Source organism: Streptomyces katrae (genome assembly GCF_002028425.1).
In the GTDB taxonomy this organism is placed as follows: Bacteria; Actinomycetota; Actinomycetes; order Streptomycetales; family Streptomycetaceae; genus Streptomyces; species Streptomyces katrae_A.
In genome coordinates this window covers 2,090,983-2,116,378 of the sequence record NZ_CP020042.1, presented here as the reverse complement: position 1 = coordinate 2,116,378, position 25,396 = coordinate 2,090,983, and the positions used below count along the sequence as shown (strand labels likewise).

General features: G+C 72.0%; 22 protein-coding genes and 1 pseudogene. 16 read left to right on the top strand and 7 right to left on the bottom strand.

The genetic code is table 11. The features are described from left to right. Positions 1-38 precede the first annotated feature (38 nt). The 4 genes and pseudogenes from B4U46_RS09590 (at position 39) to B4U46_RS09575 (ending at position 3,769) form a co-directional block, all read left to right on the top strand. Complete coding sequence (locus tag B4U46_RS09590) at positions 39-830, top strand: SDR family oxidoreductase (RefSeq protein ID WP_079425865.1); 792 nt, start codon at positions 39-41, stop codon at positions 828-830. A 96-nt stretch (positions 831-926) separates the two neighbouring features. Further along, on the top strand, positions 927-1,835 hold the full coding sequence (locus B4U46_RS09585) for an SDR family oxidoreductase (RefSeq protein WP_079425863.1): 909 nt from the start codon (positions 927-929) through the stop codon (positions 1,833-1,835). 521 nt (positions 1,836-2,356) lie between these two features. Continuing rightward, positions 2,357-3,018, top strand: a pseudogene (locus B4U46_RS09580) (DUF4360 domain-containing protein). 58 nt (positions 3,019-3,076) lie between these two features. Next, positions 3,077-3,769 carry a DUF4360 domain-containing protein gene (locus B4U46_RS09575; RefSeq protein WP_398908263.1) on the top strand — a complete coding sequence of 231 codons (693 nt, stop codon included), beginning with the start codon at positions 3,077-3,079 and terminating at the stop codon, positions 3,767-3,769. Positions 3,770-3,923: 154 nt separating this feature from the next. On the opposite strand, the gene B4U46_RS09570 is transcribed toward B4U46_RS09575, so the two are convergent. After that, positions 3,924-4,619, bottom strand: a complete 696-nt coding sequence (locus B4U46_RS09570) for an HAD family acid phosphatase (protein WP_079425861.1) — start codon at positions 4,617-4,619, stop codon at positions 3,924-3,926. Positions 4,620-4,856: 237 nt separating this feature from the next. Here B4U46_RS09570 and B4U46_RS09565 point away from each other — a divergent pair, with 237 nt between their 5' ends. From B4U46_RS09565 to pepN, 5 genes are all read left to right on the top strand, one after another. Continuing rightward, on the top strand, positions 4,857-5,675 hold the full coding sequence (locus tag B4U46_RS09565) for a serine protease (protein ID WP_079425859.1): 819 nt from the start codon (positions 4,857-4,859) through the stop codon (positions 5,673-5,675). 285 nt (positions 5,676-5,960) lie between these two features. Continuing rightward, positions 5,961-6,617: a response regulator gene (locus tag B4U46_RS09560; RefSeq protein ID WP_079425857.1), complete on the top strand. Its 657-nt coding sequence runs from the start codon at positions 5,961-5,963 to the stop codon at positions 6,615-6,617. A 6-nt stretch (positions 6,618-6,623) separates the two neighbouring features. Beyond that, on the top strand, positions 6,624-7,772 hold the full coding sequence (locus B4U46_RS09555) for a sensor histidine kinase (protein ID WP_079425855.1): 1,149 nt from the start codon (positions 6,624-6,626) through the stop codon (positions 7,770-7,772). Between the two features lie 77 nt (positions 7,773-7,849). After that, positions 7,850-8,188, top strand: coding sequence for a chorismate mutase (locus B4U46_RS09550; protein ID WP_079425853.1), 339 nt, complete (start codon positions 7,850-7,852; stop codon positions 8,186-8,188). Positions 8,189-8,276: 88 nt separating this feature from the next. Further along, positions 8,277-10,787 (top strand): aminopeptidase N, encoded by a 2,511-nt coding sequence (pepN, locus tag B4U46_RS09545; protein WP_079431657.1) that lies wholly within the window; start codon positions 8,277-8,279, stop codon positions 10,785-10,787. A gap of 9 nt (positions 10,788-10,796) precedes the next feature. Here the strand turns inward: pepN and B4U46_RS40040 are convergent, their stop codons facing one another. Beyond that, the gene (locus B4U46_RS40040) at positions 10,797-12,626 is read right to left on the bottom strand and encodes a hypothetical protein (RefSeq protein WP_148095249.1); all 1,830 of its coding nucleotides are present in this window, start codon (positions 12,624-12,626) and stop codon (positions 10,797-10,799) included. A gap of 318 nt (positions 12,627-12,944) precedes the next feature. Here B4U46_RS40040 and B4U46_RS09535 point away from each other — a divergent pair, with 318 nt between their 5' ends. Further along, positions 12,945-14,318 (top strand): pyridoxal phosphate-dependent decarboxylase family protein, encoded by a 1,374-nt coding sequence (locus tag B4U46_RS09535; protein WP_079431656.1) that lies wholly within the window; start codon positions 12,945-12,947, stop codon positions 14,316-14,318. Beyond that, complete coding sequence (locus B4U46_RS09530) at positions 14,315-15,724, top strand: lysine N(6)-hydroxylase/L-ornithine N(5)-oxygenase family protein (RefSeq protein ID WP_079425849.1); 1,410 nt, start codon at positions 14,315-14,317, stop codon at positions 15,722-15,724. The genes B4U46_RS09535 and B4U46_RS09530 overlap by 4 nt, the downstream gene beginning before the upstream one ends. A 67-nt stretch (positions 15,725-15,791) precedes the next feature. Here the strand turns inward: B4U46_RS09530 and B4U46_RS09525 are convergent, their stop codons facing one another. Then, positions 15,792-17,597, bottom strand: coding sequence for a bifunctional metallophosphatase/5'-nucleotidase (locus B4U46_RS09525; RefSeq protein ID WP_079425847.1), 1,806 nt, complete (start codon positions 17,595-17,597; stop codon positions 15,792-15,794). Between the two features lie 153 nt (positions 17,598-17,750). On the opposite strand from B4U46_RS09525, the gene B4U46_RS09520 reads away from it, so the two are divergent. Together B4U46_RS09520 and pyk are read left to right on the top strand one after the other, a co-directional pair. Further along, positions 17,751-18,470 carry an SIMPL domain-containing protein gene (locus tag B4U46_RS09520; protein WP_079425845.1) on the top strand — a complete coding sequence of 240 codons (720 nt, stop codon included), beginning with the start codon at positions 17,751-17,753 and terminating at the stop codon, positions 18,468-18,470. 156 nt (positions 18,471-18,626) lie between these two features. Next, positions 18,627-20,054 carry a pyruvate kinase gene (gene pyk, locus B4U46_RS09515; RefSeq protein WP_079425842.1) on the top strand — a complete coding sequence of 476 codons (1,428 nt, stop codon included), beginning with the start codon at positions 18,627-18,629 and terminating at the stop codon, positions 20,052-20,054. Positions 20,055-20,126: 72 nt separating this feature from the next. Here pyk and B4U46_RS09510 read toward each other — a convergent pair whose 3' ends face one another. The 3 genes from B4U46_RS09510 to B4U46_RS09500 all read right to left on the bottom strand — a co-directional run bounded on the left by B4U46_RS09510 (position 20,127) and on the right by B4U46_RS09500 (position 22,315). Further along, positions 20,127-21,227 carry a serine hydrolase domain-containing protein gene (locus B4U46_RS09510; protein WP_079425840.1) on the bottom strand — a complete coding sequence of 367 codons (1,101 nt, stop codon included), beginning with the start codon at positions 21,225-21,227 and terminating at the stop codon, positions 20,127-20,129. A 134-nt stretch (positions 21,228-21,361) separates the two neighbouring features. Next, positions 21,362-21,613, bottom strand: coding sequence for an EF-hand domain-containing protein (locus tag B4U46_RS09505; RefSeq protein ID WP_079431655.1), 252 nt, complete (start codon positions 21,611-21,613; stop codon positions 21,362-21,364). Between the two features lie 36 nt (positions 21,614-21,649). Beyond that, positions 21,650-22,315, bottom strand: a complete 666-nt coding sequence (locus B4U46_RS09500) for a MerR family transcriptional regulator (RefSeq protein WP_079425838.1) — start codon at positions 22,313-22,315, stop codon at positions 21,650-21,652. 113 nt (positions 22,316-22,428) lie between these two features. On the opposite strand from B4U46_RS09500, the gene B4U46_RS09495 reads away from it, so the two are divergent. From B4U46_RS09495 to B4U46_RS09485, 3 genes are all read left to right on the top strand, one after another. Continuing rightward, on the top strand, positions 22,429-22,866 hold the full coding sequence (locus B4U46_RS09495) for an Rrf2 family transcriptional regulator (RefSeq protein WP_079425836.1): 438 nt from the start codon (positions 22,429-22,431) through the stop codon (positions 22,864-22,866). An 86-nt stretch (positions 22,867-22,952) separates the two neighbouring features. Continuing rightward, a complete protein-coding gene (locus B4U46_RS09490; RefSeq protein ID WP_079425834.1) occupies positions 22,953-24,125 on the top strand; it encodes an MFS transporter in 1,173 nt (390 codons plus the stop codon). Next, positions 24,122-24,637: a GNAT family N-acetyltransferase gene (locus B4U46_RS09485; protein WP_079425832.1), complete on the top strand. Its 516-nt coding sequence runs from the start codon at positions 24,122-24,124 to the stop codon at positions 24,635-24,637. The genes B4U46_RS09490 and B4U46_RS09485 overlap by 4 nt, the downstream gene beginning before the upstream one ends. On the opposite strand, the gene B4U46_RS09480 is transcribed toward B4U46_RS09485, so the two are convergent. Next, complete coding sequence (locus B4U46_RS09480; RefSeq protein WP_079425830.1) at positions 24,606-25,352, bottom strand: helix-turn-helix domain-containing protein; 747 nt, start codon at positions 25,350-25,352, stop codon at positions 24,606-24,608. The two genes, B4U46_RS09485 and B4U46_RS09480, sit on opposite strands and share 32 nt — an antisense overlap. Between the last annotated feature and the right edge of the window lie 44 nt (positions 25,353-25,396).

Here is a 25,396-nt window from a genome sequence, read left to right as displayed (position 1 = left end):
TCCACCAAACATTTGTTAGGTGAGGAAGGTAGCAGCCGATGGAGCTCAAGGGGAGGGTCGTGGTCGTCACCGGCGGAACCCGGGGCGTCGGCGCCGGGATCGCCCGCGCGTTCCTCGCGGCGGGCGCGGAGGTCGCCGTCTGCGCGCGCCGCCCGCCGGACCGGCCGGTGGCGGAGGGCGGCCGGGAGGCCGCCTTCACCTCCGTGGACCTGCGCGACCCGGCCGCGGTCGGAGAGTTCACCGACGGGGTCGCGGAGCGGTACGGGCGGCTCGACTGCCTGGTCAACAACGCCGGCGGGACCCCGTACCGGCTGCTGGGGGAGGGCGGGGCGCAGCGGCACGCGCGGGTGGTCGCCCTCAACCTGGTGGCACCGCTGACGGCCTCGCTGGCCGCGTACCCGTGGCTGCGGGAGAGCCGGGGCTCGGTGGTGATGATCGGCAGCGTCAGCGGGACCCGGCCCTCCCCGGGCACGGCGGCGTACGGGGCGGCGAAGGCGGGGCTGGAGAACCTGGCCCGCTCGATGGCCGTGGAGTGGGCCCCCGAGGTACGGGTCAACTCGCTGGTCCTCGGCATGGTCCGGACCGAGCTGGCGCACCTGCACTACGGGGACGCGGCGGGAGTCGCGGCGGTCGCCGCCACGGTCCCGCTGGGCCGTCTGGCGGAACCGGCGGACGTGGGGGAGGCGGCGGTCTTCCTGGCCTCGGACCGCGCGGCGTACGTGAGCGGGGCGAGCCTGCTGCTCCACGGGGGCGGGGAACGCCCGGCGTTCCTGTCGGCGGCCACGGCGAACCGGGGGGAGGGCGGGGGGCCTGAGGCACGGGCGGACTGACGGCCCCCGGGTCTGGGACCGCCCGGCGTTCGGGAGTTCCGGCGGTCCGGTGGTCGGGCCGGCCGGGGATGGGGATCGAGAGGGAGGAGAGCTGACATGGGTATCGCCGACGGACGGGTGGTCATCGTGACGGGCGCCGGCCGGGGGCTGGGCCGGGCCCACGCGCTGGCCTTCGCGGCGGAAGGGGCGCGGGTCGTCGTCAACGACCTCGGGGTCGGACTCGACGGGCTCCCCGGGCCCGGGAGCCCTGCCGCGCGGGTGGTGGAGGAGATCCGGGAGCTGGGCGGGGAGGCGGTGGCGCACGGCGGGGACATCGCGACGGGCGAGGGCGCGGACTCGCTGGTGACCTGCGCCCTCGACGCGTTCGGGCGGCTGGACACCCTCGTCAACAACGCCGGGTTCCTGCGGGACCGGATGCTCGTCAACCTCGGGGAGGACGACTGGGACGCGGTGATGCGGGTCCACCTCAAGGGCCACTTCCTGCCGCTGCGGGCGGCGGCCGCCTGGTGGCGGGCCGAGGCGAAGGCCGGGCGGCCGGTCGCGGCCCGGGTCGTCAACACCTCGTCGGGGGCGGGGCTGCTGGGCTCCGTGGGCCAGGGCAACTACAGCGCGGCCAAGGCGGGGATCCTCGGGCTGACGCTGGTGGCGGCGGCGGAGATGGGCCGGTACGGGATCCAGGTCAACGCCATCGCCCCGGCGGCGCGGACCCGGATGACGGAGGAGACCTTCGCGCAGACCATGGCCGCCCCGGCGGAGGGCGGTTTCGACGCGATGGCCCCGGAGAACGTGTCACCGCTGGTGGTGTGGCTGGGCTCGGCGGCGTCCGCCGGGGTCACGGGCCGGGTCTTCGAGGCGGAGGGCGGGCGCATCACCGTGATGGACGGCTGGCGGCCCGGGGCCACGGTGGACCGGGGGTTCCGCTGGACCCCGTCGGAGGCGGGCGAGGCCGCCGCCAAGCTCCTGACCCAGGCGCGGCCACCGCTCCCGGTGTACGGCACCCAGTAGCCGGGCGGCGCCGGGGTCCCGCCGTGCGGGGCGAAGTCCCCTACCCGCCCTTCGGCCGTTCCCAGGGGTTCCGGCCCCTGACCCCGAGACCGGGCGCTGCGCGCCCGGTGCGCCGCTGGGAGGTGCCCCCGGCGCGGGCCTGCGATTCCGCTCCGCGAAATCCAGCCGCGGGCGACGGAGCAGGCGCGCCCGCATCCAGCCCCACCGGCGTGTGAGGCGCGGGGTCCGGGGCGGAGACCCCAGAGAACGGGTGAAGGGCGGGGCCGGGAGACGGCTCCGCGCAGCGGGACCACGGCTCCGGGTTCCGGACATCCGGACGTCCGGCGGGGGCGGCCCCCGCCGGACGCGGACGCCGCCGACCGGCGGAGGGGCGGGCGGCAGGTCGCCGGAATCGGCCAGCCGGTACGGACCGGACACCCCCGGCCCCCCGATGGCCGTATCGAACCCTCCCCCGCCCAGCACCAGCGTGGTGGCATGTGCATGCCCAATCCGGGCCCCCTCCGCACGAACGGAGACCCCTCGTGCCCCTCCGCAGACTCCCGCTCGGCGCCGCCGTCACGGCCCTGGCGGCCCTTACGGCCCTGGCCACCCCCGCGCAGGCCCGCCCCGCCACCCCCTCCGTCCCCCGCCCGGCCGCGTCACCGTAGAGGTCGCCGGGATCAACGGCTCCGGCTGTCCCCAGGGGACCGCCGACGTCGCCGCCGCCTCCGACAACACCGCCTTCACCGTCACCTACAGCAACTACCTCGCCCAGACCGGCGCCGGCTCCGGCGGGACGGACTTCCGCAAGAACTGCCAGCTGGCCCTGCGGATCCACGTCCCCCAGGGGTTCACGTACGCCGTCGCCCGCGCCGACTACCGCGGCTTCGCCCACCTCCAGCGCGGCGCCTACGGCCAGGAACGCGCGAACTACTACTTCCAGGGCAGCGCCCAGACCGCCCGCAGCACCCACCAGTTCAACGGCCCCTTCACCGACAACTGGCAGGCGAGCGACCAGACCGACTACGCCGACCTCGTCTGGGCCCCCTGCGGCGAGGAGCGCAACCTCAACGTCAACACCGAACTGCGGGTCTACGGCGGCACGTCCGGCTCGCAGAACCTCAGCTTCATGAGCATGGACTCCACCGACGGCAGCGTCAGCACGGTCTACCACTTCGAGTGGAAGGAGTGCCCCGCAGCCTGAAGCCGGGCCTTTCCGCAGGAAATCCCAGGACCAGGAACAGGAGCCAGGAGTGACAACGATGTCTCATTCCCTGTCCCGCACCCTGCTCACCGCCGGTGCGGCCGTCGCGCTCATCGCGACGTCCGCTCCCGCCGGGGCCGCCGCCCCGGGGTCCGGCGGCGGCCGTCCGCCGATCACCGTCCCGCCCGACAAGATCGTGATCGAGCTCGCCACCGTGAACGGCTCCGGCTGCCGCGAGGGCACCGCCCAGGTGGCCGTGGCCCCCGACAACACGGCCTTCACCGTCACCTACAGCGACTACCTCGCCCAGGTCGGGCCCGGCGCCCCGCCGACCGCCTTCCGCAAGAACTGCCAGCTCAACCTGCGCGTCCACGTGCCCTCCGGGTTCACCTACGCGATCGTCCAGGCGGACTACCGGGGCTTCGCGTTCCTGCAGCCCGGAGCCACGGGCCAGGAGCGGGCGAACTACTACTTCCAGGGGATGCCGCAGACCACCCAGCGCACGCACTCCTTCACCGGCCCGCTGAACGACAACTGGCAGACCAGCGACAAGACGGAGTACGCGGACCTCGTCTGGTCCCCGTGCGGGGAGAAGCGCAACTTCAACATCAACACCGAGCTGCGGGTGAACGCCGGCACCTCGAACCCGCAGACGGCCACCAGCTTCATGGCCATGGACTCCACCGACGCCGGCGTGAGCACGCTCTACCACCTCGCCTGGCAGACGTGCCCCGCGCAGAAGAAGGGGTAGCGGTCCGGTAACGGACGCCGGGCCCGGCCCCCTGGCGAGGGGCCGGGCCCGGCACTCGTGCGATGGGCTATGACTACCCGTCCCACCGGGTCCGCGAACCGCTTGCGGCCCGCCGAATTCGGCGGCCGTGCAGGGGCGCGTCCGCGCCGGGGCGTCAGGAGAGCTTGCCGCCGTAGTCCGGGAGCTTGACGGTGCGCTCGGCGTGGCCGCCGACCAGGTCGCTCTCGTTGTTCCCGATGTTGGCGATGATCGTGTAACCGCGGGCCTCGATCTCGGCGCGCTTGGCCGTCTTGTACGCGCTGACCTGCTCGAACAGGGCCGGCAGATCGCGCACGTACAGCCCGGTCACCGGGTAGCCGACGGTCTTGAGGTTGCGCTCGGTCAGGGAGTACACGATGCCCGGGCGGGCGGTGACGAAGAAGATCGCGACCCCGCGCTGGTTGGCGTACTGCGTCAGCGCGCGGACCTTGTCGATCGCCGGGGTCGGGAACGTCCAGAACCAGTGGAAGTCCGTCTCCAGGGAGGAGTTGTCGATGTCCAGGACGATCGCGGGCTTCTCGCCGGCCGGCGCGGCGGCGATCCGCTGCTCGATGGCCGGGCGGGCGGTGTCGATGACGGCGGCCACGTCGCGCTGCCAGGTGGCGTAGTCGATGCCGAGGATCGCCGCGTTGCCGCCCGGCGCGGAGGCCGTGACCGTCGCCGGGGCCGTGACCGGCGCGGGAGCCGTGGCGGGCGCGGCGGCCGGGGCCGCGGCGGCGGCGCCGGCCGGCAGCAGGGTCATCACGGCGGCTGCGGCGGCCACGGTCGCGGCGGCGGTACGGGACGTGCGGGTGCGGCGGGTGCTGCGCATGGGGGGCGCTCCTCGGAACGGCTCGGCATATACCGGGGATTGGTGTCTGCGGGGGATTGGCATGTACGTGCCCAGAGTTGGCCAGAATCCCACCCGTGTCTACTGGCCGGTAGGAAACTTTTCGTGGCCGTGGGGTGAATCGGTGTCGCGCCGTCCGCCGGGTGGCGGGGATTGTCCGAAAACGCGTTCTTGTTGCCCTCCCGGGGGCGGGTGTGTCATGGACGCGTCATTCACCGGATGGCGCGCACAGCCCAACCCCCCACGAAAGGCAGTGTGTTGACCGTGTCCACTCTTGCCACAATCCTCAAGCGCGGCCTCGCCGTCGGCGCCGTGGCCCTCGCCGCCGTCAGCCTCCAGCCCACCGGCGCCAGCGCCTCCCCGACCCCCGTCGTCGGCGGCACCCGCGCCGCCCAGGGCGAGTTCCCCTTCATGGTCCGCCTCTCCATGGGCTGCGGCGGCGCCCTCTACACCCAGCAGATCGTCCTCACCGCCGCCCACTGCGTGAACGGCTCCGGCAACAACACCTCCATCACGGCCACCGCCGGCGTCGTCGACCTCCAGAGCAGCAGCGCCATCAAGGTCAAGTCCACCAAGGTGCTCCAGGCCCCCGGCTACAACGGCCAGGGCAAGGACTGGGCCCTCATCAAGCTCGCCAAGCCGGTCAACCTCCCCACCCTGAAGATCGCCGACACCAAGGCCTACGACAACGGCACCTTCACCGTCGCCGGCTGGGGCGCCGCCCGCGAAGGCGGAGCCCAGCAGCGCTACCTCCTCAAGGCCACCGTCCCCTTCGTCTCCGACGCCGCCTGCCAGGCCGCCTACGGCGACTCCCTCGTCCCCTCCGACGAGATCTGCGCCGGCTACGACCAGGGCGGCACCGACACCTGCCAGGGCGACTCCGGCGGCCCCATGTTCCGCCGCGACGACAACAACGCCTGGATCCAGGTCGGCATCGTCAGCTGGGGCGAGGGCTGCGCCCGGGCCGGATACCCCGGGGTCTACTCCGAGGTCTCCACCTTCGCCGCCGACATCCGCAACGCCGCCGCAGGCCTCTAGGGCCCGCCACCCCCCACCCCTCCGCGGCCCCGCACCCCCCACAACCCCGCACCCACACCGCCGGCCCGGACCCCCGGCCGGCCCCCGCACCCCCGCCCGCGCACCTCGCCCTTCCGGCCGGACCCGAACCGGCCGGAAGGGCGAGCCCCCCGGCCGTCCGGTTGCGGGCCGCCGCACCCCCGGGTCCCATGGACGGGGACACCCCGGTACCCGCCGGGGCGGGCCCGCCGGCGGCAGCGGGCGACCGGCGACCGGGCGACGGCGCGACAGTGGGGCAGGCAGCGCATGACGATCAGAGTGGTCATCGCGGACGACCAGGACATGGTCAGGACCGGCTTCCGGATGATCCTCGAAAGCCGGCCCGACATCGAGGTCGTCGCCGACGCCGCCGACGGACAGCAGGCCCTCGACGCCGTCGCCGCCCACCGCCCCGACGTCCTCCTCCTCGACATCCGCATGCCCCGCGTCGACGGCCTCGAAGTCACCCGCCGCCTCTCCGGCCAGGACACCCCGCGCATCGTCATCGTCACCACCTTCGACCTCGACGAATACGTCCACGCGGCCCTCCACGGCGGCGCCTCCGGCTTCCTCCTCAAGGACGCCAGCCCCGCCATGCTCGTCGAAGCCGTCCGCGCCGCGGCCGCCGGAGACGCCCTCGTCTCACCCGCCATCACCGTCCGCCTGCTGCGCGAGATGGCCCCCCGCATGGCCGGCCCCCAGGCCGCCCGCCGCCCCTCCGACCCCCTCACCGAACGCGAACAGGACGTCGTGCGCTGCCTCGCCCGCGGACTCACCAACGCCGAGATCGCCGCCGAGCTCTACGTCTCCCTGTCCACCGTCAAAACCCACCTGGCCAACGTCCAGGCCAAGCTCACCGCCCGCAACCGCGTCGAGATCGCCGCCTGGGCCTGGGAAAGCGGCCTCGCCGCCACCACCGCGTGAAAGCCGGTGAGCCCCCTCGCCTCCTGGGCCCGCCGCCACCCCCGCGCCGCCGTCCGGATCCGGCTCCTGCTCTGCGTACTCCTCCTGGCCCTCGTCACCTTCGAAGGCATCGTCCTGGCCCGCCAGCCCAGCCCCCCGCACGCCACCGTCTGGGTCTCCGGCATCCTCGTCTGCCTCAGCGCCGCCCCCTGGCCCGGCCTGCCCCTCCTCGCCCGCGCCTGGTTCGCTGCCGCCACCACCTGGACCGTCACCCTCCTGCTCGTCCTCGGCGAACGGCCCACCATCGTCTGGGGCGCGGGCGAGGCCATCGCCCTCCTCGTCCTCCTCTCCCAGGTCCTGCTGCGCACCCCCGCCCGCACCGCCGCCGTCCTCGGCCCCCTCCTCGGCCTCGGCTGCATGGCCGTACCCGTACGCGACACCAACCCCGGCCGCTTCACCCTCCTCTTCTCCGTCCTCACCGTCGTCGTCACCGCCTACTCGCTCCTGCTGCGCCTGCAGTCCGTGCAGCGCCTGCGCGAACTGCACGCCGTACGCACCGCCGAACGCCTCGAACTCGCCCGCGAACTCCACGACCTCGTCGCTCACCACGTCACCGGCATCGTCGTCGAGGCCCGCGCCGCCCGCTTCACCCGCGTCACCGCCGAACGCGCCGCCGAGGTCCTCGGCCGCATCGAAGCCGCCGGCGACGAAGCCCTCGGCTCCATGCGCCGCCTCGTCCACGTCCTGCGCGAGGACGACGGCACCCCCACGGCCCCCGCCACCGCCCCCGTCGCCGGCCTCGCCGACATCCGCGACCTCGCCCGCCGCTTCGCCGGCCCGCCCGTCGTCCTCTACATCGAACAGGGCCTGGAGGACCGCATCCCCGGCGACGTCGCCGCCACCGCCCACCGCATCGTCCTCGAAGCCCTCACCAACATCGCCAAACACGCCGCCAGCGCCACCGCCGTCCGCATCGGCCTGCGCACCGTCCCCGCCGGCCTCGAAGTACGCGTCGCCGACGACGGCGGCCACCCCGCCCGGCTCTCCGAGAAGGCCCGCGGCGGCGGCTACGGCCTCGCCGGAATGACCGAACGCGCCGAAGCCCTCGGCGGCCGCCTCACCGCCGGCCCCGCCCCCGAAGGCGGCTGGCTCGTCACCGCCCTGCTGCCCCTGTGAACCCCCGCCGAGCAGCCCGTCTCACCCAGCGACATGCCAGAGGTCACACGCCCGCCCGCCACGTAAGCTCGGTGACCATGAACACCACCGACCGCGACAGCGTCACCGACCCCGACGCGATCGACGAGAACGTCACCGCCGAACTGGCCCGCCTGCGCGACAGCATCGACAACATCGACGCGGCCGTGGTCCACATGCTCGCCGAACGCTTCAAATGCACCCAGCAGGTCGGCCACCTCAAGGCCCGCCACCACCTGCCCCCCGCCGACCCCGGCCGCGAGGCCAGCCAGATCGCCCGCCTGCGCCAGCTCGCCGAGAACGCCAAGCTCGACCCGGCCTTCGCCGAGAAGCTCCTCAACTTCATCATCGCCGAGGTCATCCGCCACCACGAGACCATCGCCGCCGGCGAGGACTGACCGCCCCCGGGGCGGGCGACACCCCCGCCCCGGCCGTCCATCAGACACCCTCTAGGACCCCGGCCCCCCATCCGGCAGCATGGGCCCCATGCCCGCACTGACGCGCAACGAAGCGCAGCTCCGAGCCCAGCTCCTCGACGTCCACCACTACGCCGTCACCCTCGACCTCACCACCGGCGAAGAGACCTTCGACTCCACCACCGTCATCCGCTTCAGCGCCCGCACCCCCGCGGACACCTTCGTGGAACTGAAGCCGGAGGAACTGCGCTCCGCCACGCTCGACGGCCACCCCCTCGACACCGCCGCCCTCGACGACAACCGCCTCCCGCTCACCGGCCTCACCGAAGGCCCCCACGAGCTGCGCGTCGACGCCCGCATGCGCTACTCGCGCACCGGCGAGGGCCTGCACCGCTTCACCGACCCCGCCGACGGGGAGACGTACGTCTACACCCAGATGTTCATGGACGACGTCCAGCGGGTCTTCACCGCCTTCGACCAGCCCGACCTGAAGGCCGTCTTCGAGTTCACCGTCACCGCCCCCGCCCACTGGACCGTCCTCGCCAACGGCATCACCACCCGCACCGGCGACCGCGAGGCCGACGGCGCCGGCACCTGGACCTCCGCCCCCACCCCCGTCATCTCCACCTACCTCGCCGCCGTCGCCGCGGGCCCCTGGCACAGCGTCACCACCGAGCACGCCGGACTCCCCTTCGGCATCCACTGCCGCAAGTCCCTCGCCCCCCACCTCGACGCCGACGCCGACGAGATCCTCTCCGTCACCACCGCCTGCTACGACCGCTACCACGAGAAGTTCACCGAGCCGTACCCCTTCGACTCCTACGACCAGGCCTTCGTCCCCGAGTTCAACGCCGGCGCCATGGAGAACCCCGGCCTGGTCACCTTCCGCGACGAGTTCGTCTTCCGCTCCGCCGTCACCGACACCGAACGCCAGCGCCGCGCCATGGTCATCGCCCACGAGATGGCCCACATGTGGTTCGGCGACCTCGTCACCCTCGCCTGGTTCGACGACATCTGGCTCAACGAGTCCTTCGCCGAATACATGGGCTACCAGACCCTCACCGAAGCCACCCGCTTCACCGGCACCTGGACCGAGTTCGGCATGGAGCGCAAGCCCTGGGGCTACGCCGCCGACCAGCGCCCCTCCACCCACCCCGTCGCCCCCGGCCCCGACGACGTCCCCGACACCGCCTCGGCCCTCCTCAACTTCGACGGCATCTCCTACGCCAAGGGCGCCTCCGCCCTGCGCCAGCTCGTCGCCTGGCTCGGCGAGAAGGACTTCCTCGCCGGCATCAACACCCACTTCGCCCGCCACAAGTTCGCCAACGCCACCCTCGCCGACTTCGTGGACTCCCTCGCCGCCCACACCGACCGCGACGTCCACGCATGGGCCGGCATCTGGCTGCGCACCACCGGCATCGACACCCTCACCCCCAGGATCCAGGAAGGCTCCGGCGGCTGGACCCTCACCGTCGACCGCTCGGGCAGCCGCCCCCACCGCATCACCGCCGGCACCTACACCCGCGCCACCGACGGCCTCCTGGAGCGCACCGCACTCCTCGACCTCGACGTCCCCACCGACGAGATCATCTCCGCCACCGGCCCCCGCCCCGACCTCCTCGTCCTCAACGACGGCGACCTCGGCTACGCCAAGATCCGCCTCGACGAAACCTCACTCGAAACCGCCCTGCGCGGCCTCTCCCGCATCCCCGACCCCCTCACCCGCGCCGTCGTCTGGGGCTCCCTGCGCGACATGGTCCGCGACGGCGAACTCGACCCCGCCACCTACCTCGCCACCGCCGAGGCCCACCTGCCCGACGAGAGCGACCTCGCCGTCGTCCAGGGCGTCCTCGGCTTCGCCCGCAACCACGTCGCCGACCTCTACACCGCCCCCGCCGAACGCACCGCCGCCCTCACCGCCCTCACCACCATCGCCCGCGACCTCCTGCGCCGCACCGAGGACGGAACCGAGCCCGGCCTGCGCCTGGCCGCCGTACGCGCCTTCATCGACAGCGCCACCCAGCCCGACACCATCGCCGCCTGGCTCGCCGACGGCACCGTCGCCGGCGGCCCCGAACTCGACCCCGAACTCAGCTGGCGCATCCTCGCCCGCCTCGCCGTCCTCGGCGCGATCGACGAGGACGCCATCGACGCCGCCCTCGACGCCGACCCCAGCGCCACCGGCCGCCAGGGCGCCGCCCGCTGCCGCGCCGCCCTGCCCACCGACGAGGCCAAGGCCGCCGCCTGGCAGCGCCTCTTCCACGACGACGACCTGTCCAACTACCTGTTCACCGCCACCGCACAGGGCTTCTGGCAGCCCGAACAGACCGCACTCCTCCAGGACTACGTCACCCGCTACTACCCCGAGGCCATCGCCGTCGGAGCCCGCCGCGGCCCCGCCATCGGCGAAGCCGCCGGCCGCTGGGCCTTCCCCGCCCACCACGCCGACGAGGCCAACCTCCAGGCCGGCCACGCCGCCCTGGAAGACCCCGGGATCACCCCGATGATGCGCCGCGTCCTCGTCGACCAGCTCGACGACCTCGCCCGCACCCTGCGCGTCCGCGGGGCCGAGGCCTCCTGAGGCACCGGCCTACCGGATACAGCCGACGATCCGCACCGACACCTGGGCACTGGCCGTCAGGCCGCTGTCCGGGTCGGTCGCGGTGAACACCAGCGGATACGTCCCGTCCGGCAGCAGCGGCACCAGGAAGCCGCCCGACGGACCCGCCCCCACCGCCACCGCCCCGTTCGGGCCCTTCAGCTGCCAGGACGTGTACTGCGGATCGGTGATGGCCCGGTCACCCGGCCGGGTCCGCGCCGAGGCGGAGAAGCTCTCCTCGCAGCCCCGCCGCAGCTGCCCGCCGCTCCCCGGCTGCCGGATCGCCACCGCCGGGGGCTGCGGCTGCTGCGGGGCGCTCGTCGACGGCTGCGGGTTCCCGCCGTTCGTGGGGCGGCCGGGGGAGGGGGAGTTCGGGGAGCCGGACGAGGGCGGGGCACTGTGCCCCGTGGACGGCGACGGAGACGGAGAGGCGGAGGGGGACCCCGACGGCGAACCCGACGCCGGAACGGAAGGATCCGTCACCCCCGGCACCGAAGGGACGTCCGGCCGCCCCACCGACGTCGGCGCGGGCCCCTTCGACTTCGACGGCGAGGTCGCCTTCGCGTCGATCGTCGCGCACACCGCACTCGCGATCATCGGCTGGGCGTCCGGTACCGAGGAGGGCCGCAGCATCTGGTCGTCCCCTCCGTGCGCCTGCGCGTCCAGGTAGACGTTGCCCGTCGAGGTCTCGGCGTCACTGTGCTCCACCCACGCCGAATCGTGGTACAGCCCGTCCGGCTTCTGCTGGTTCACCCCCGTCACATGCCACTCGCGCACCCGGCCCCCCGACGGCGTACCCGCCACCGCCGGACCGTCCGTCCCCGCGAACAGCCAGCCGTCCCCGAAATACCGCTGCGGGGCCTCCGGCGCACCGTGCTCGTTGGCCGCCGGGAAGATGAACCCGCCCCCCAGCAGCAGCCGGTTCTTCGGACAGGCCACCGTCGCCTGCGCGCTGCCACCCGCCGCGACCGCCACCTGGGCCGTCACCACCGACACGCTCTTCAGCTTCACGCAGACCGGCCGCACCCCCACCGCGAAGTTCGCCTGCGGCGGCTGCGGAGCCTGCAGTTGCGTCATGCGCAGCACGTCGGAGGAGTCCTTCAACGGGAACGGACGGGAACTCAACTCCGTACCCGGGTTCAGATGCGTGATGAAGTCGCTCCCGCCGGCCGCCTTACCGTCCGGACCGGGTGCCGCCGCCAGCGGCGTCAGCTGATCCAGCGGCACCGGCGCCACCGGCCGCCCCTTCAGGACCCGGTCGGCCTTGAACTCCGAGCCCACCATCGTGAACCCGTCCCCGCAGTGCGGGGTGGCCGTCGTCGTGACCGTCACCCCCTTGAACGGCCCCTCGGTCGTCACGTCATGAGTGCCCCCGGGAGGCGGGAACTTGCTCGCCCTGTCCAGGAACGCGTACGTCGACCACTGGAAGTCGTAGCCGCCCTCCACCTGCGGCTTCGCGTTCACGCACAACGCGTACGAGGTCAACGTGGAGGGCGCGTCACCCGGGTTGAACGCCGACGCCAGCCACGCACCCCCGATGAAATGGCTGTTCGTCGCGAACCCCGACCCGGCGATCGCGTACCCGCCGCCCAGCGCCGTCTCGTGCGGCAGACAGCCCGCCACCGTCAGCTGCTCCCCGCCCGCCGGCACCGACACCGACGTACTGCGCTGGACCACCACCACCGGCTCGGGCCCCTGCGAGGTCCACCACACCCCCGCGCCGGCCGCACCCGCGACCACCACGACCCCCGCCGCGACCACCGCGGCCGTCTTCCCGCCCACCGCGCCGGCCACCTTCGCCAACACTCCGGATCCAGCCATCGGGTCCCCTCCCGCAACGCACGCGCGCCCCGTGCCGACGGCACTGTAGTACCGCCACGACCTGCGTCCCAGAGCCCGGACCCCCAAGATTCCCCCATCCCGATCCGGCCACCGCCCGCCCTGCCCGCAGGCCCCCGCACCCCCGCGCCCGTACCGGTCGGACGGCCGAAAACCGACCACCGCCCCCACCCGACGGTTACCCCGTTCGGGTCTGCTCGTTGTACCGGCCGGGTGTTCCGCCCGGCCTCGGCCACCGAGCAGCCCCCAGGCCCGCGCATCCCACCCGCCCAGCCCCGGAGGCCCGCCATGACCGCGCCCCTGCCCACGCCCCCGCTCGCCGGCGGACAGGGCGGCTCCGACGCACTGCGGCCCCTCCTCGACACCGTTCTGACCGCCCTGCGCACCGGCGCCGCCGAACGCGGCGGACCCCTCCCCGCCGGCGGCCCCCACACCACCGCCGCCCGCGTCCGCGCCACCCTCGGCGACATCCTCCCCGCCCACGGCACCGGCGACCACGAAGCCCTCGCCACCCTCGTCCACACCCTCGCCGCCGGCGCGGCCGACCCCGCCGACCCCCTCTGCGCCGCCCACCTCCACTGCCCCCCGCTCGCCGTCGCCGCCGCCGCCGACCTCGCCGTCAGCGCCCTCAACCCCAGCCTCGACTCCTGGGACCAGGCCCCCGCAGCCTCCGCCCTCGAAGAACACCTCACCGCCGCCCTCGCCGCCGAGCTCTACCCCACCCCCCACCCCGACGCCCTCCTCACCACCGGCGGCACCGAAGCCAACCAGCTCGCCCTCCTCCTCGCCCGCGAACGCCACGGCCCCCGCCTCACCGTCGTCCACGGAGCCAACGCCCACCACTCGATCCCCCGCGCCGCCTGGCTCCTCGGCCTGCCCCCCACCCTCACCCTCCCCACCCCCACCGGCACCCTCGACCCCGCCACCCTCGACGCCGCCCTCACCCGCACCCCCGGCCCCGTCCTCGTCACCGCCACCGCCGGCACCACCGACGCCGGACTCATCGACCCCCTCCCCGCGATCGCCGACGTCTGCGACCACCACCACGCCGAACTCCACGTCGACGCCGCCTACGGCGGAACCCTCACCTTCAGCCCCCGCCACCGCCACCGGCTCACCGGTCTCGACCGCGCCCGCTCCCTCACCCTCGACCTGCACAAACTCGGCTGGCAACCCGTCGCCGCAGGCCTCCTCGCCGTCCCCGACACCAGCCTGCTGGCCCCCCTCGCCCACCAGGCCGACTACCTCAACGCCACCGACGACACCGAAGCGGGCCTCCCCGACCTCCTCGGCCGCTCCCTGCGCACCACCCGCCGCCCCGACGCCGTCAAGATCGCCGCCACCCTCCGCTCACTCGGCCGCGACGGCCTCGCCCGCCTCATCGACCACACCTGCGCCACCGCCCGGCACCTCGCCGACCTCCTCGACGCCCACCCCGGCTTCGAACTCCACGCCCACCCCACCATCACCACGGTCCTCTTCCGGCCCACCCCCACGGACGACGACCAGCTCGCCACCCTGCGCCGCACCCTCCTGACCGACGGCACCGCCGTCCTCGGCCGCGCCACCGCCGACGGCCGCCTCTGGCTCAAGGCCACCCTCCTCAACCCCCACACCACGACCGGGGACCTGGACACCCTCATCGCCCACCTGGAAGGCAGAACCCACCGATGACCGCCCAGCACGATGCACCCCACGACCTCGTCGGAATCGGCATCGGCCCCTTCAACCTCTCCCTCGCCGCCCTCAGCCACGGCCTCCCCGCCCAAGGCGCCGACCGCCTCGCCACCGCCTTCTACGACCAGCGCCGCGACTTCCGCTGGCACCCCGGCCTCCTCATCGACGGCGCCACCCTCCAAGTCCCCTTCCTCGCCGACCTCGTCACCCTCGCCGACCCCGCCAGCCCCTGGACGTTCCTCAACTACCTCAAGCACAAGGAACGCCTCTTCCCCTTCTACTTCGCCGAGCAGTTCCACATCCAGCGCGCCGAATACGACGCCTACTGCCGCTGGGTCGCCGGCCGCCTGCCCGGACTCCACTTCGGCCACCAGGTCGACGCCGTCCGCTGGAACCCCGAACGCGACCTCTTCGAAGTCGACTACACCCAGCTCGACCCCGACGGAGAAGCCGAAGCCCTCGGCCGCACCTACACCCGCAACCTCGCCCTCGGCATCGGCACCGCCCCCTACGTCCCCGAACCCCTGCGCCCCCTCGCCGAAGCCCCCACCGTCCCCGTCATCCACTCCGCCGACTACCTCGACAACCGCGCCCGCATCCTCGGCGCCGAACACGTCACCGTCATCGGATCCGGCCAGTCCGGAGCCGAGGTCTTCCTCGACCTCCTGCGCGCCCGCCCCGCCGGCCGCGAACGCCTCACCTGGCTCGCCCGCACCCCCTCCTTCGCCCCCATGGAGTACTCCAAGCTCGGGCTCGAACACTTCACCCCCGACTACACCCGCTACTTCCACTCCCTGCCCGAACCCGTCCGCGACCGCCTCGTCCCCGCCCAATGGCAGCTCCACAAGGGTATCGACGCCGCCACCATCGCCGCCATCCACGAAGAGCTCTACCGCCGCACCCTCCACGGCGGCTGGCCCGACACCGTCCTCACCCCCGGAGTCACCGTCCGCACCGCCGGCCGCGTCGCCACCACCAAGGTCGAACTCCACCTCGAACACACCCAGCAGGGCACCCGCTCCCGCCTCACCACCGACGCCGTCGTCCTCGCCACCGGCTACAAGGAACGCCCCCTGACCAGCCTCTTCGCCGGCCTCGACCCCTACATGCGCAAGGACTCCTCCGGCCGCCCCCGCATCGACGACCGCTACCGCATGGTCCTCGACCCCTCCGTCAGCGGAACCGTCTTCGTCCAGAACGGCGAACGCCACACCCACGGAGTCGGCACCCCCGACCTCGGCCTCGCCGCCTGGCGCAGCGCCGCCATCCTCAACACCCTCACCGGCAAGGACCCCTACCCCCAGCCCGGCCGCACCGCCTTCACCACCTTCGGCCTCGAACAGCGCGAACACACCCGCCCCCGCGCCGCCGTCGACCTCCTCCCGCTCGTCGACCACCCCTGAACGCGCCCGGGGCCGGGCCCCGCCACACGGCGGAACCCGGCCCCGGACCAGGCGGGCGAGCGCGGAACTAGAACACCGGGACCCCGGCCCGCGTCAGCTTCCAGTCCACCGAAGCGAACTGCGCCGGATCGATCGTCCCCTTCGCCTTCACCCACTGGATGATCGTGGTGCGGATCTCCTCCGAGTTCGACCACAGCTGCTTCGCCTGCGGCACGTGCGGGAAGTTGCCACCACCCGAAGCCCGGTAGTTGTTCACCGCCAGCACGAACTGCGCCGCCGGGTCCACCGGCTTGCCCTGGAACGACAGGTTCGAGATCCGCGAACCCGTCGGCTGGGCGATGTCCACGTCGTACGACACCCCGTACACCGCGTCGTAGTTGTAGTCCGGCGTGGACTCCGCGTTCGTGATCTTCGCCGGGTCCACCACCTCACCCGGCGCCGTCCGCACGTAGTACTTCGCCGAGTACTCCAGGTAGTCCTTCAGCTGCGCACCCGTCAGCAGACGTGCCTCCAGGGTGTTCTCGAACGGGTACAGACCCGCCGCGTCCTTGATCGTCACCTGCCCGGCCGGGATCGACGCCGTCCGCGAGAAGCACGAGGCCTGCGACAGTACCGGCAGCGCCGCCCACTCCGTACCCGCCAGCGCACCCTTGACCGTCTCCGCCTGCACATGGCTGATCAGGTCGATGATCGGCACGTCCTTGACCGGGCCGTCCGCCGAGGACATCGCCAGCTTCGAGGTGCCGATCACCTGGTTGACGTACGCCACCACCTTGCGGTGCTCGTCCGACAGCAGGTTCGTGATCTTCGGGTCCTCGGCGGCCGTGTTCGAGTTCAGCACCTTCGCCGACACCTTCGACACCGACCAGCGGCCCCGCTCCCACGCCAGCTCGAAGTCGAACAGCGTCAGCCGCTGCCCCCACTTCAGCGGCTCCGACAGCACCACGTCCTTGCCGGTCGCCTTGTTCTTCACCCGGTACTCCGGGATCTCGGTGTGCGCGTGCCCCACCAGGATCGCGTCGATCCCCGGCACCTGCTCGGCCACCAGAGCGGCCGCGTTCTCGATGTACGGAAGCTGGTCACCGTAGGAGGACGTACCGCTCGACCCCGAGTGCGCCGACACGATCACCACGTCCGCGCCCATCGAACGCAGCCGCGGCACGTACTTCGCCGCCTGCTCCTCCAGACCCGGGAAGGTCATCTTCCCCTGCACGTTCGCCTTGTCCCAGATCGCGATGCCCGGGTTCGTCAGCCCCAGCACCGCCACCTTCACGTCCCGCCCGTGCGGGGTCCGCAGCCGGTGCATGCTGTACGGCGCGAACGCCGGCTTCAGCGTCTTCGCGTCCAGCGCGTTCGCCCCCAGCAGCGGGAAACGACACTGCTCCTCGAACTTCCGCAGCACGGGGATGCCGTAGTTGAACTCGTGGTTGCCGATGGCCGCCGCGTCGTAGCCGATCGCGTTCATCGCCTGCGCCATCGGGTGCACCGGACCCCGGCGCGCCGTGATCGGATCCACCTTCGCGTAGTAGTACGCCAGCTGCGTGCCCTGGATGGTGTCACCGGCGTCGATCAGGAGGGTGTTGCACCGCCCCTTCTGCTCCCGCACCTGGTTCACCAGGGTCGAGATCTTCGCCAGGCCGATGTCGTTGTGCGCCTTGTCGTCGAACTCCTTGTCCGTGAAGTAGTCCCAGTTGAAGACGTTCCCGTGCAGGTCGGTCGTCCCCATCACGGTGAACGAGTACGTCCGCTGCTTCGCCGACGGCGCGGCGGCGGCCGGCGCGGCAGCGGCCGGAGCAGCCGTTGCCCCCGCCAGCGCCACGGCGGCACCCGTCGCGGCCGAAGCCCCCATGAACGTCCTACGGTCGAACCCCATGCCATCTCCCCTAGTCAGGCGTGTGTCAGTACAGCGTCAAAACGCGTGGACAACGCGCGTAGATTCTGACCGATGGGTAACAAGCCGCAACACCCCACCCAGGTTTCGATCCGATGACCAGACCCGAACGGGCGACGGTGCGACAGTGAAACCATGACCCAGGACGCCACGCACACCCCGGCCACCCACCAGCCCTACGGCACCCCCGAAGCCCCCCGCGTCGCCGTCCGCGGCGAAGCCCGCCTCGAAGTCGACCCCGAGATCGCCCGCATCGGCATCACCATCACCGCCCGCGGCACCGACCGCCGCAGCGCCCTCGACGACCTCACCCGCCGCAACAACACCGTCCTCGACCTCGTCAAGAGCTACGGCGACCCCGTCGAGAAGCTGGAGACCGGAGCCTTCTCCATCACCCCCGAACTCACCCGCCACGGCCGCGGCGAACGCGTCCGCGCCTACCACGGCACCGTCCACATCACCGCCGAACTGAACGACTTCACCGCCCTCGGCGAACTCACCACCCGCCTCGCCGACCTCGACCTCACCCGCGTCGACGGCCCCTGGTGGGCCCTGCGCCCCACCTCGCCCGCCCACGGCGAAGCCCGCCGCCAGGCCGTCCTCGAAGCCGTCCAGCGCGCCCGCGCATACGCCCGCGCCCTCGGCGCCGACCTCGCCGCCCTCGTCGAGCTCGCCGACCTCGGCGCCGAGAACGCCGCCCCCCTCGCCATGGCCGCCCCCGCCGGCGCCTACCGCTCCATGACCTTCGCCGGGGCCGAGGAGGAGGCCGCTCCGCCCCTCGACCTCGAACCCCAGCGGCAGACCGTCTACGCCCAAGTGAACGCCCGCTTCACGATGACCCCGCCGCAGCTCTGAAACCCGTACGAAACGCCGAAGCGGTGACCCCGTGGGGGTGCTCATCGGAGCACCCCCACGCACATTCAACAAATGTCAACAAGCCTTTGCCCAAAGGTTGTTGAGCAGACACGCCCACCTCATTTCCTACCCCTCGGTAGGGCATACCCTCGCCCCATGCGCCGAGCGAAAATCGTATGTACCCTGGGCCCCGCCACCGACTCCTACGACCAGATCAAAGCCCTGGTCGAAGCCGGAATGGACATCGCCCGCCTCAATCTCAGCCACGGCACCTACGCCGAACACGAGGAGCGCTACCAGCGCGTACGCAAGGCCGCCGACGAAACCGGCCGCAGCGTCGGCATCCTGGCCGACCTTCAAGGCCCGAAGATCCGCCTCGGCCGCTTCCACGAAGGACCCGTACTCCTTGAACGCGGAGACGAGTTCACCATCACCGTCGAAGACCACGAAGGCGACCGCCACACCTGCGGCACCACCTACAAGGGCCTCGCCCACGACGTCACCACCGGCGAACGCATCCTCGTCGACGACGGCCGCGTCACCCTCGAAGTCACCGCCGTCGAAGGCCCCCGCGTCCACACCCGCGTCATCGAAGGCGGCATGGTCTCCGACCACAAGGGACTCAACCTCCCCGGCGTAGCCGTCTCCGTCCCCGCCCTCTCCGACAAGGACATCGAAGACCTCCGCTGGGCCCTGCGCACCGGCGCCGACGTCATCGCCCTCTCCTTCGTCCGCACCGGCCGCGACATCGAAGACGTCCACCGCATCATGGACGAGGAAGGCCGCCGCCTCCCCGTCATCGCGAAGATCGAAAAGCCCCAGGCCGTCGAGAACATCGACGACATCGTCGCCGCCTTCGACGGCATCATGGTCGCCCGCGGCGACCTCGGCGTCGAAATGCCCCTGGAACAGGTCCCCATCGTCCAAAAGCGCGCCATCAAGCTCGCCAAGCGCAACGCCAAGCCGGTCATCGTCGCCACCCAGATGCTCGACTCGATGATCGACAACTCCCGCCCCACCCGAGCCGAAGCCTCCGACGTCGCCAACGCCGTCATCGACGGCACCGACGCCGTCATGCTCTCCGGCGAAACCAGCGTCGGAAAGCACCCCGTCGAAACCGTCCGGACCATGGCCCGCATCGTCGAAGCCGCCGAAGAGGACATCCTCGCCAAGGGCCTCCCGCCGCTCACCGACCGCAACAAGCCCCGCACCCAGGGCGGAGCCGTCGCCCGCGCCGCCGCCGAAATGGGCGACTTCCTCGACGCCAAGTACCTCGTCGCCTTCACCCAGAGCGGAGACACCGTCCGCCGGCTCTCCCGCTACCGCTCGCCCATCCCCCTCCTCGCCTTCACCCCCGACCCCGCCACCCGCTCCCAGCTCAACCTCACCTGGGGCGTCGAAACCTTCCTCGGCCCCCACGTCGACTCCACCGACGCCATGGTCGCCCAGGTCGAGGAAGAACTCCTGCGCATCGGCCGCTGCCAGACCGGCGACATCGTCGTCATCACCGCCGGCTCGCCCCCCGGCGTCAGCGGCAAGACCAACCTCGTCCGCATCCACCACATCGGCGACCCCGTCCACTGACCCGCCCACGAGAACACCGCCGGAGCCCCCACGCGCGGGGCCCCGGCGGTCTTCCGTGTACCCGGCCTCACCTCAACGGCACAGAGCCTGGTCCACCAGCCCCTCCAGCCGCTCCGTGACCTTGTAGTCCGCCGGATCCGTCGTCACCGCGACACTCACCGCACGCCCGTCCGGCCCCACCCCACCCCGGGTCTCGAACCCCGTGATGTCACCCCCGTGCCCCCAATACACCCCACCGCACGACAACGGCCGGCTGATCAGCCCCAGCCCGTACCCCACCTCCGCCCCCTCGACCACCGGCACCGTCGTCCGCATCGCCCGCAACTGCTCCTCCCGCAACAGACGACCCCCCAGCAACGCCGAGAAGAACCGGTTCATGTCCGAGTTCGTCGACACCATCTGACCCGCCGCCCACGCCGCCGACGGATCGATCTCCGTCACCTTCCGCAACGGCCCGCCCACGACATCCTGGTGATACGCCTGCGGATGCGCCTCCCGGATCGTCAGATCACGCGGCGCCGGGAAATACGTGTGCCGCAACCCCAACCGCCGCACCACCCGACGGTCGATCTCCGCCGCCAGCGGCCGCTTCGCCACCTTCTCCACGATCAGACCGGCCAGCACGTAGTTCGTGTTGCTGTAGTGGAACGTCTTCCCGTCCGTCGACGTCGCCGGATGCCGGAACGCGATCTCCAAAACCTCCCGCGGCGCCATGTACCGCCCCCGCTCGATCGCCTCCCCGACCTCCGCCTCGTAGTCCGGGATCCCACTCGTGTGCTGGAGCAGCTGCCGCACCGTGATCTTCCGACCGTCGAAACCGTCCCCGCGCACCACCCCCGGCAGGTGCTCCTCCACCTTGTCGTCCAGCCCGAGCCGCCCCTCGCCCACCAGCTGCAGCAGCACCACGGACGTGAACACCTTCGTATTGCTCCCGATCCGCACCTGCCCGTCCCGAGGCACCCCCGCACCCGTGGCCACGTCACCGACCCCGGCGGTATACGTCCGCGACCGGCCGTCCCCGTCCGTCACGGTCGCCAGCGCCCCGGGCACCCCGCCCTCCCGCACCAGCCCGTCCAGACCCCGCTGAACGGAATCCGGCCGACCGGCCGCGAACGCCACCGGCTGCGCCGCCACCCCCAGCGCCAGTACCCCGACCGCCACCGCAGCCACCATCCGCCGCCCACCCATGGACCCTCCCCGGAAATCGCCGAACCAGCACCACGACGTGTGCTGCACCCAACGATCACCGGAGACCGGCCCCCGACGGCATCCCGCCAACCACCCGACCCAAGGTGGGGCAACCCCCCCTACCAGCCGAACCGCCGGTCCACCTCCGCCTCGAACTCCTCGAAGCTCAACACCTGGTCACCGTTCTTGTCCGCCGCATCGAACAGCGCCGACGACGCGTCCGCGTCCCCCAGACCCCAGAACGGCAGATCCCCCCGCGCCGCCAGCGTCGGCCCCTTCGACCGCAGGGCCGAAATCACCTCCAGCCGCGTCAGCTCACCGTCATGGTTCAGATCCAACGCATCGAACAACTTCCGAGCCTTCTCGCTCACCACAACACCCCTTCATCCGGCAACGACCACCCCAACCTAGGGCACCCACCCCGGCACCACCTCCCACCCGTTCACCGCCCACACCAACCGCCAATACCGCTCCACCCGCGGATCCACCGGCCCCTCCACCCCCGGCCCCGCCCGGAACACCTCACCGAAGTCCGCATCACCCATCAGCTCCACCAACTCCACCCACGCCGCCACCTGCTCCGCCGACGGATCGTCCGGCAGATCCGGCGCAGCCACCCGCACCATCGCCGCCACCGACTCCTCCGCCCCCGCCACCAACTCCTCCACCAACCGCCGCCGCTCCTGCGCCGACAACCGCGTCACCCTGTGCATCAACCGGACCTCCTCAGGACTGGACCCACGCTCCGCCACCAGCCGCAACACCGCCCGACGCAACCGCAACACCCGAAGCTGCACCTCCACCGCATCGGCATGCACGGCAGCCACCTCGGCCACCGACAACTCCCGATCCAGCACCCGCCGCACACTGGGCAGATCCACCCCCAGCTCCCGCAGCGTCCGCACCAACTCCAGGCGCACCAGCGCCCCGACGTCGTACAACCGGTACCCGGCACGACTACGACCGGCCGGCACGACGATCCCCTCATCGGAATAGAACCGAATGGTCCGCACCGCCAGCCCCGACCTCCGGGCCAGCTCCCCGATCGAAAACCACTCCGCCGCGCCGTCCATGCCCCTACCCTGAGGTCTCCACCCACTGGAGACTCAAGGCTAGACTTCCGGCCGATGTCGTAACAGAATCAGTTGCAACAGGGGGACTTCGAGCACCACGACAGGAGAGGCCCATGAGCGCGAACAGCCGCATGACCGTGGCCACCCACACCCTCACCTGGATGGCCCTCGTCTGCCCCCAACGCCCCGACGGCATCGTCACCTCCGACCAGATCGCCGACAGCGTCAACACCAACCCCGTCGTCATCCGCCGCACCCTCGGCCACCTACGCGACGCCGGCCTCGTCGCATCCCGCCGCGGCGTCGGCGCCGGCTGGCTCCTGACCCGCCCGCCACAGGACATCACCCTCAGGGACGTCTACCTCGCCGTGGAACCCGACCCCCTCCTCGCCCTCCACGCCGCCACCCCCAACCGCAAATGCCCCATCGGCGCCGGCATCCCACCCGTCCTCCGGGACGCCTACGACCGCGCCGAGGAAACGATGAAACGCGAACTCGCCACCGTCACCATCGCCGACGTCCTACGCGACACCCTCGCCACCCCCTCCTGACAACGGCCGACCGCCCAAGGTCGGCCATTCTTCAGCCCACCATCGTAACCAAAACAGTTACATCAACGATCCGGAGCCCCACACCCGTGCACCACCACCGCCCACTCCTCACCCTCGCCACCGCCATGTTCGCCATCGGCACCGACAGCTTCGTCATCGCCGGCATCCTCCCCGACGCAGCCCGAACCCTCCACGTCCCCCTCACCACCGCAAGCTGGCTCCTCACCGCCTACGCCCTCACCTACGCCTTCCTCGGCCCCGTCATGGCCACGCTCACCACCCACTGGCCCCGCCGCACCCTCTTCCTCACCGGCTTCACCCTCTTCACCACCGGCAACCTCCTCACCGCCTACACCCCCCACTTCGGCATCGCCCTCGCCGCCCGCGCCCTCGCCGGACTCGGCGGCGCCATGATCACCCCCGCCGCCGTCGCCGCAGCCACCGCACTCGCCCCACCCCAACGCCGCGGCCGCGCCATCGCCACCGTCATGACCGGCCTCAGCGCCGCCACCGCCCTCGGCTCACCCCTCGGCACCGCCATCGCCAGCCTCACCGACGACTGGCGCACCACCCTCCTCTTCGTCACCACCCTCGGCCTCCTCGCCGCCGCAGGCACCGCCCTCTCCCTCCCCACCCTCCCCACCCCACCCGCCATCCCCCTCCGCACCCGCCTCACCCCCCTCACCGACCACCGCACCGGCCTCACCCTCCTCACCACCCTCCTCGCCTACACCGGCCTCTACACCGTCTACTCCTTCATCGGCCCCGCCCTCGACCGCGCCACCCACGACAACGGCACCACCCTCGCCGCCCTCCTCTTCGCCTGGGGCCTCGCCGCCACCGCCGGCACCCTCACCTCCGGCCCCCTCACCGACCGCTACGGCAGCCGCCGCGTCATCAACACCGCCATCACCCTCGCCGCGATCAACTTCGCCCTCCTCCCCTGGACCAGCGCCCACCTCCCCACCACCCTCGCCGCCCTCCTCATCTGGGGCCTCTGCGGCTGGGGACTCCTCACCCCCCAAACCCACCGCCTCATCACCACCCGCCCCACCGACGCCCCCCTCCTCACCGGACTCGCCTCCGCCGCCGTCTACACAGGCGTCGCCGCCGCACCCCTCGCAGGCCAAGCCGGCCTCACCTGGCACGGCCCCCACTGGCTCGGCCCCCTCGGCGCGACCCTCCTCATACTGAGCCTCGGCACGGCAGAAGCCGCCCACACGACCATCCACCGCCGCAAGGAAACCGAACCCCGATGATCATCACTACCGACCGCCTCCGCCTGCGCCCCCTCACCACCGACGACACCGACTGGTGGGTCCACCTCCACGCCGACCAAGAAGTCGGCCGCTACGTAGGCACCTACACCCGGGACCAGGCCGCCACCCGCCTCCACGACATACAGCGCCAATGGACCGAACGCGGCCACGGCCTCTGCGCCGTCGAACTCCGCGACACCGGCGAGGCCATCGGCCGCTGCGGCCTCAACTGGTGGGAACAGTTCGACGAAACCGAAATCGGCTGGACCTTCGCCCGCCCCCACTGGGGCCACGGCTACGCGACGGAAGCGGCCCGCGCGGTCCTGGACTGGGGCTTCGGCCCCCTCGGCCTCGACCGGATCACCGCCATGATCCACCACGGCAACACGGCCTCGACCGCCGTGGCGGAGCGCCTGGGCTTCACCCCCCTCCGCGAGGACACGGTCCTGGACCGCCCCTGCACGGTGTACGCCCTGGACGTCAGTACTTCGGCCCGACGTGGGCGTCCATGAGGGCGACGGATTCCTTGCGGGCGATGGACACGTTCAGGGGGTCGCTACCCCGCGCCAAGATGGTCCACTGGACCCCGACCTTGGCAAGGGTGTCGGTGCAGAGCTTCCGGATGTCATCCGACTTGTTGGTGAAGAAGTACCGGGGGTACTCGTACCGCTTCCCGTTCCGAACGGTCCAGTTGGTGATCCGGCATCCGTCGGAGTGAATCAGCCCCCGGATGAACTCCCAGGGGTGGGCGTCCACGATCTCCTGCTGCCAGGGTTCGAGGGCGATACGGCGTTCGTGCTTCTTCCCTGGCGCGTGCTGCGGGAACAGGCACGTCCAGTGCCGCCCGTAGCTGGTGACGGCAACGCAGCCCTGGCGCTGCAACACGTAGACCTTGTCGGTCGGCCGCACCGCCAGGATGGCGGTGCGGCATTGCTGGATGAGACCGGGCCAGGCGTTGTCGCAGAAGACGCGGAGGTGTTGTCCGCCGCGCGGGTGGTCGCTTATGCAGCCGTCACCGAGATAGAGCCCGAGCAGGTATGCGTAGGCCGTCTCGTCGGCAGGGCCGGAGCAGGGCGCTGACTGGTTGAGGCGGGGAAGTGGTTCGATGCGGGCTTGCCAGGAGCGGATGGCCGCCCTGGATATCCCGGTCTCCTTGCTGACGGAGTTCAGACTGCGTCCGTCGTGCAAGAGAGCGAGTGCATGTCGGCGAGTGGCCAGATCGTACATACGGGCGACAGTGGGGAAAATTTTCCGCTCGCGCGTGCGTCTTC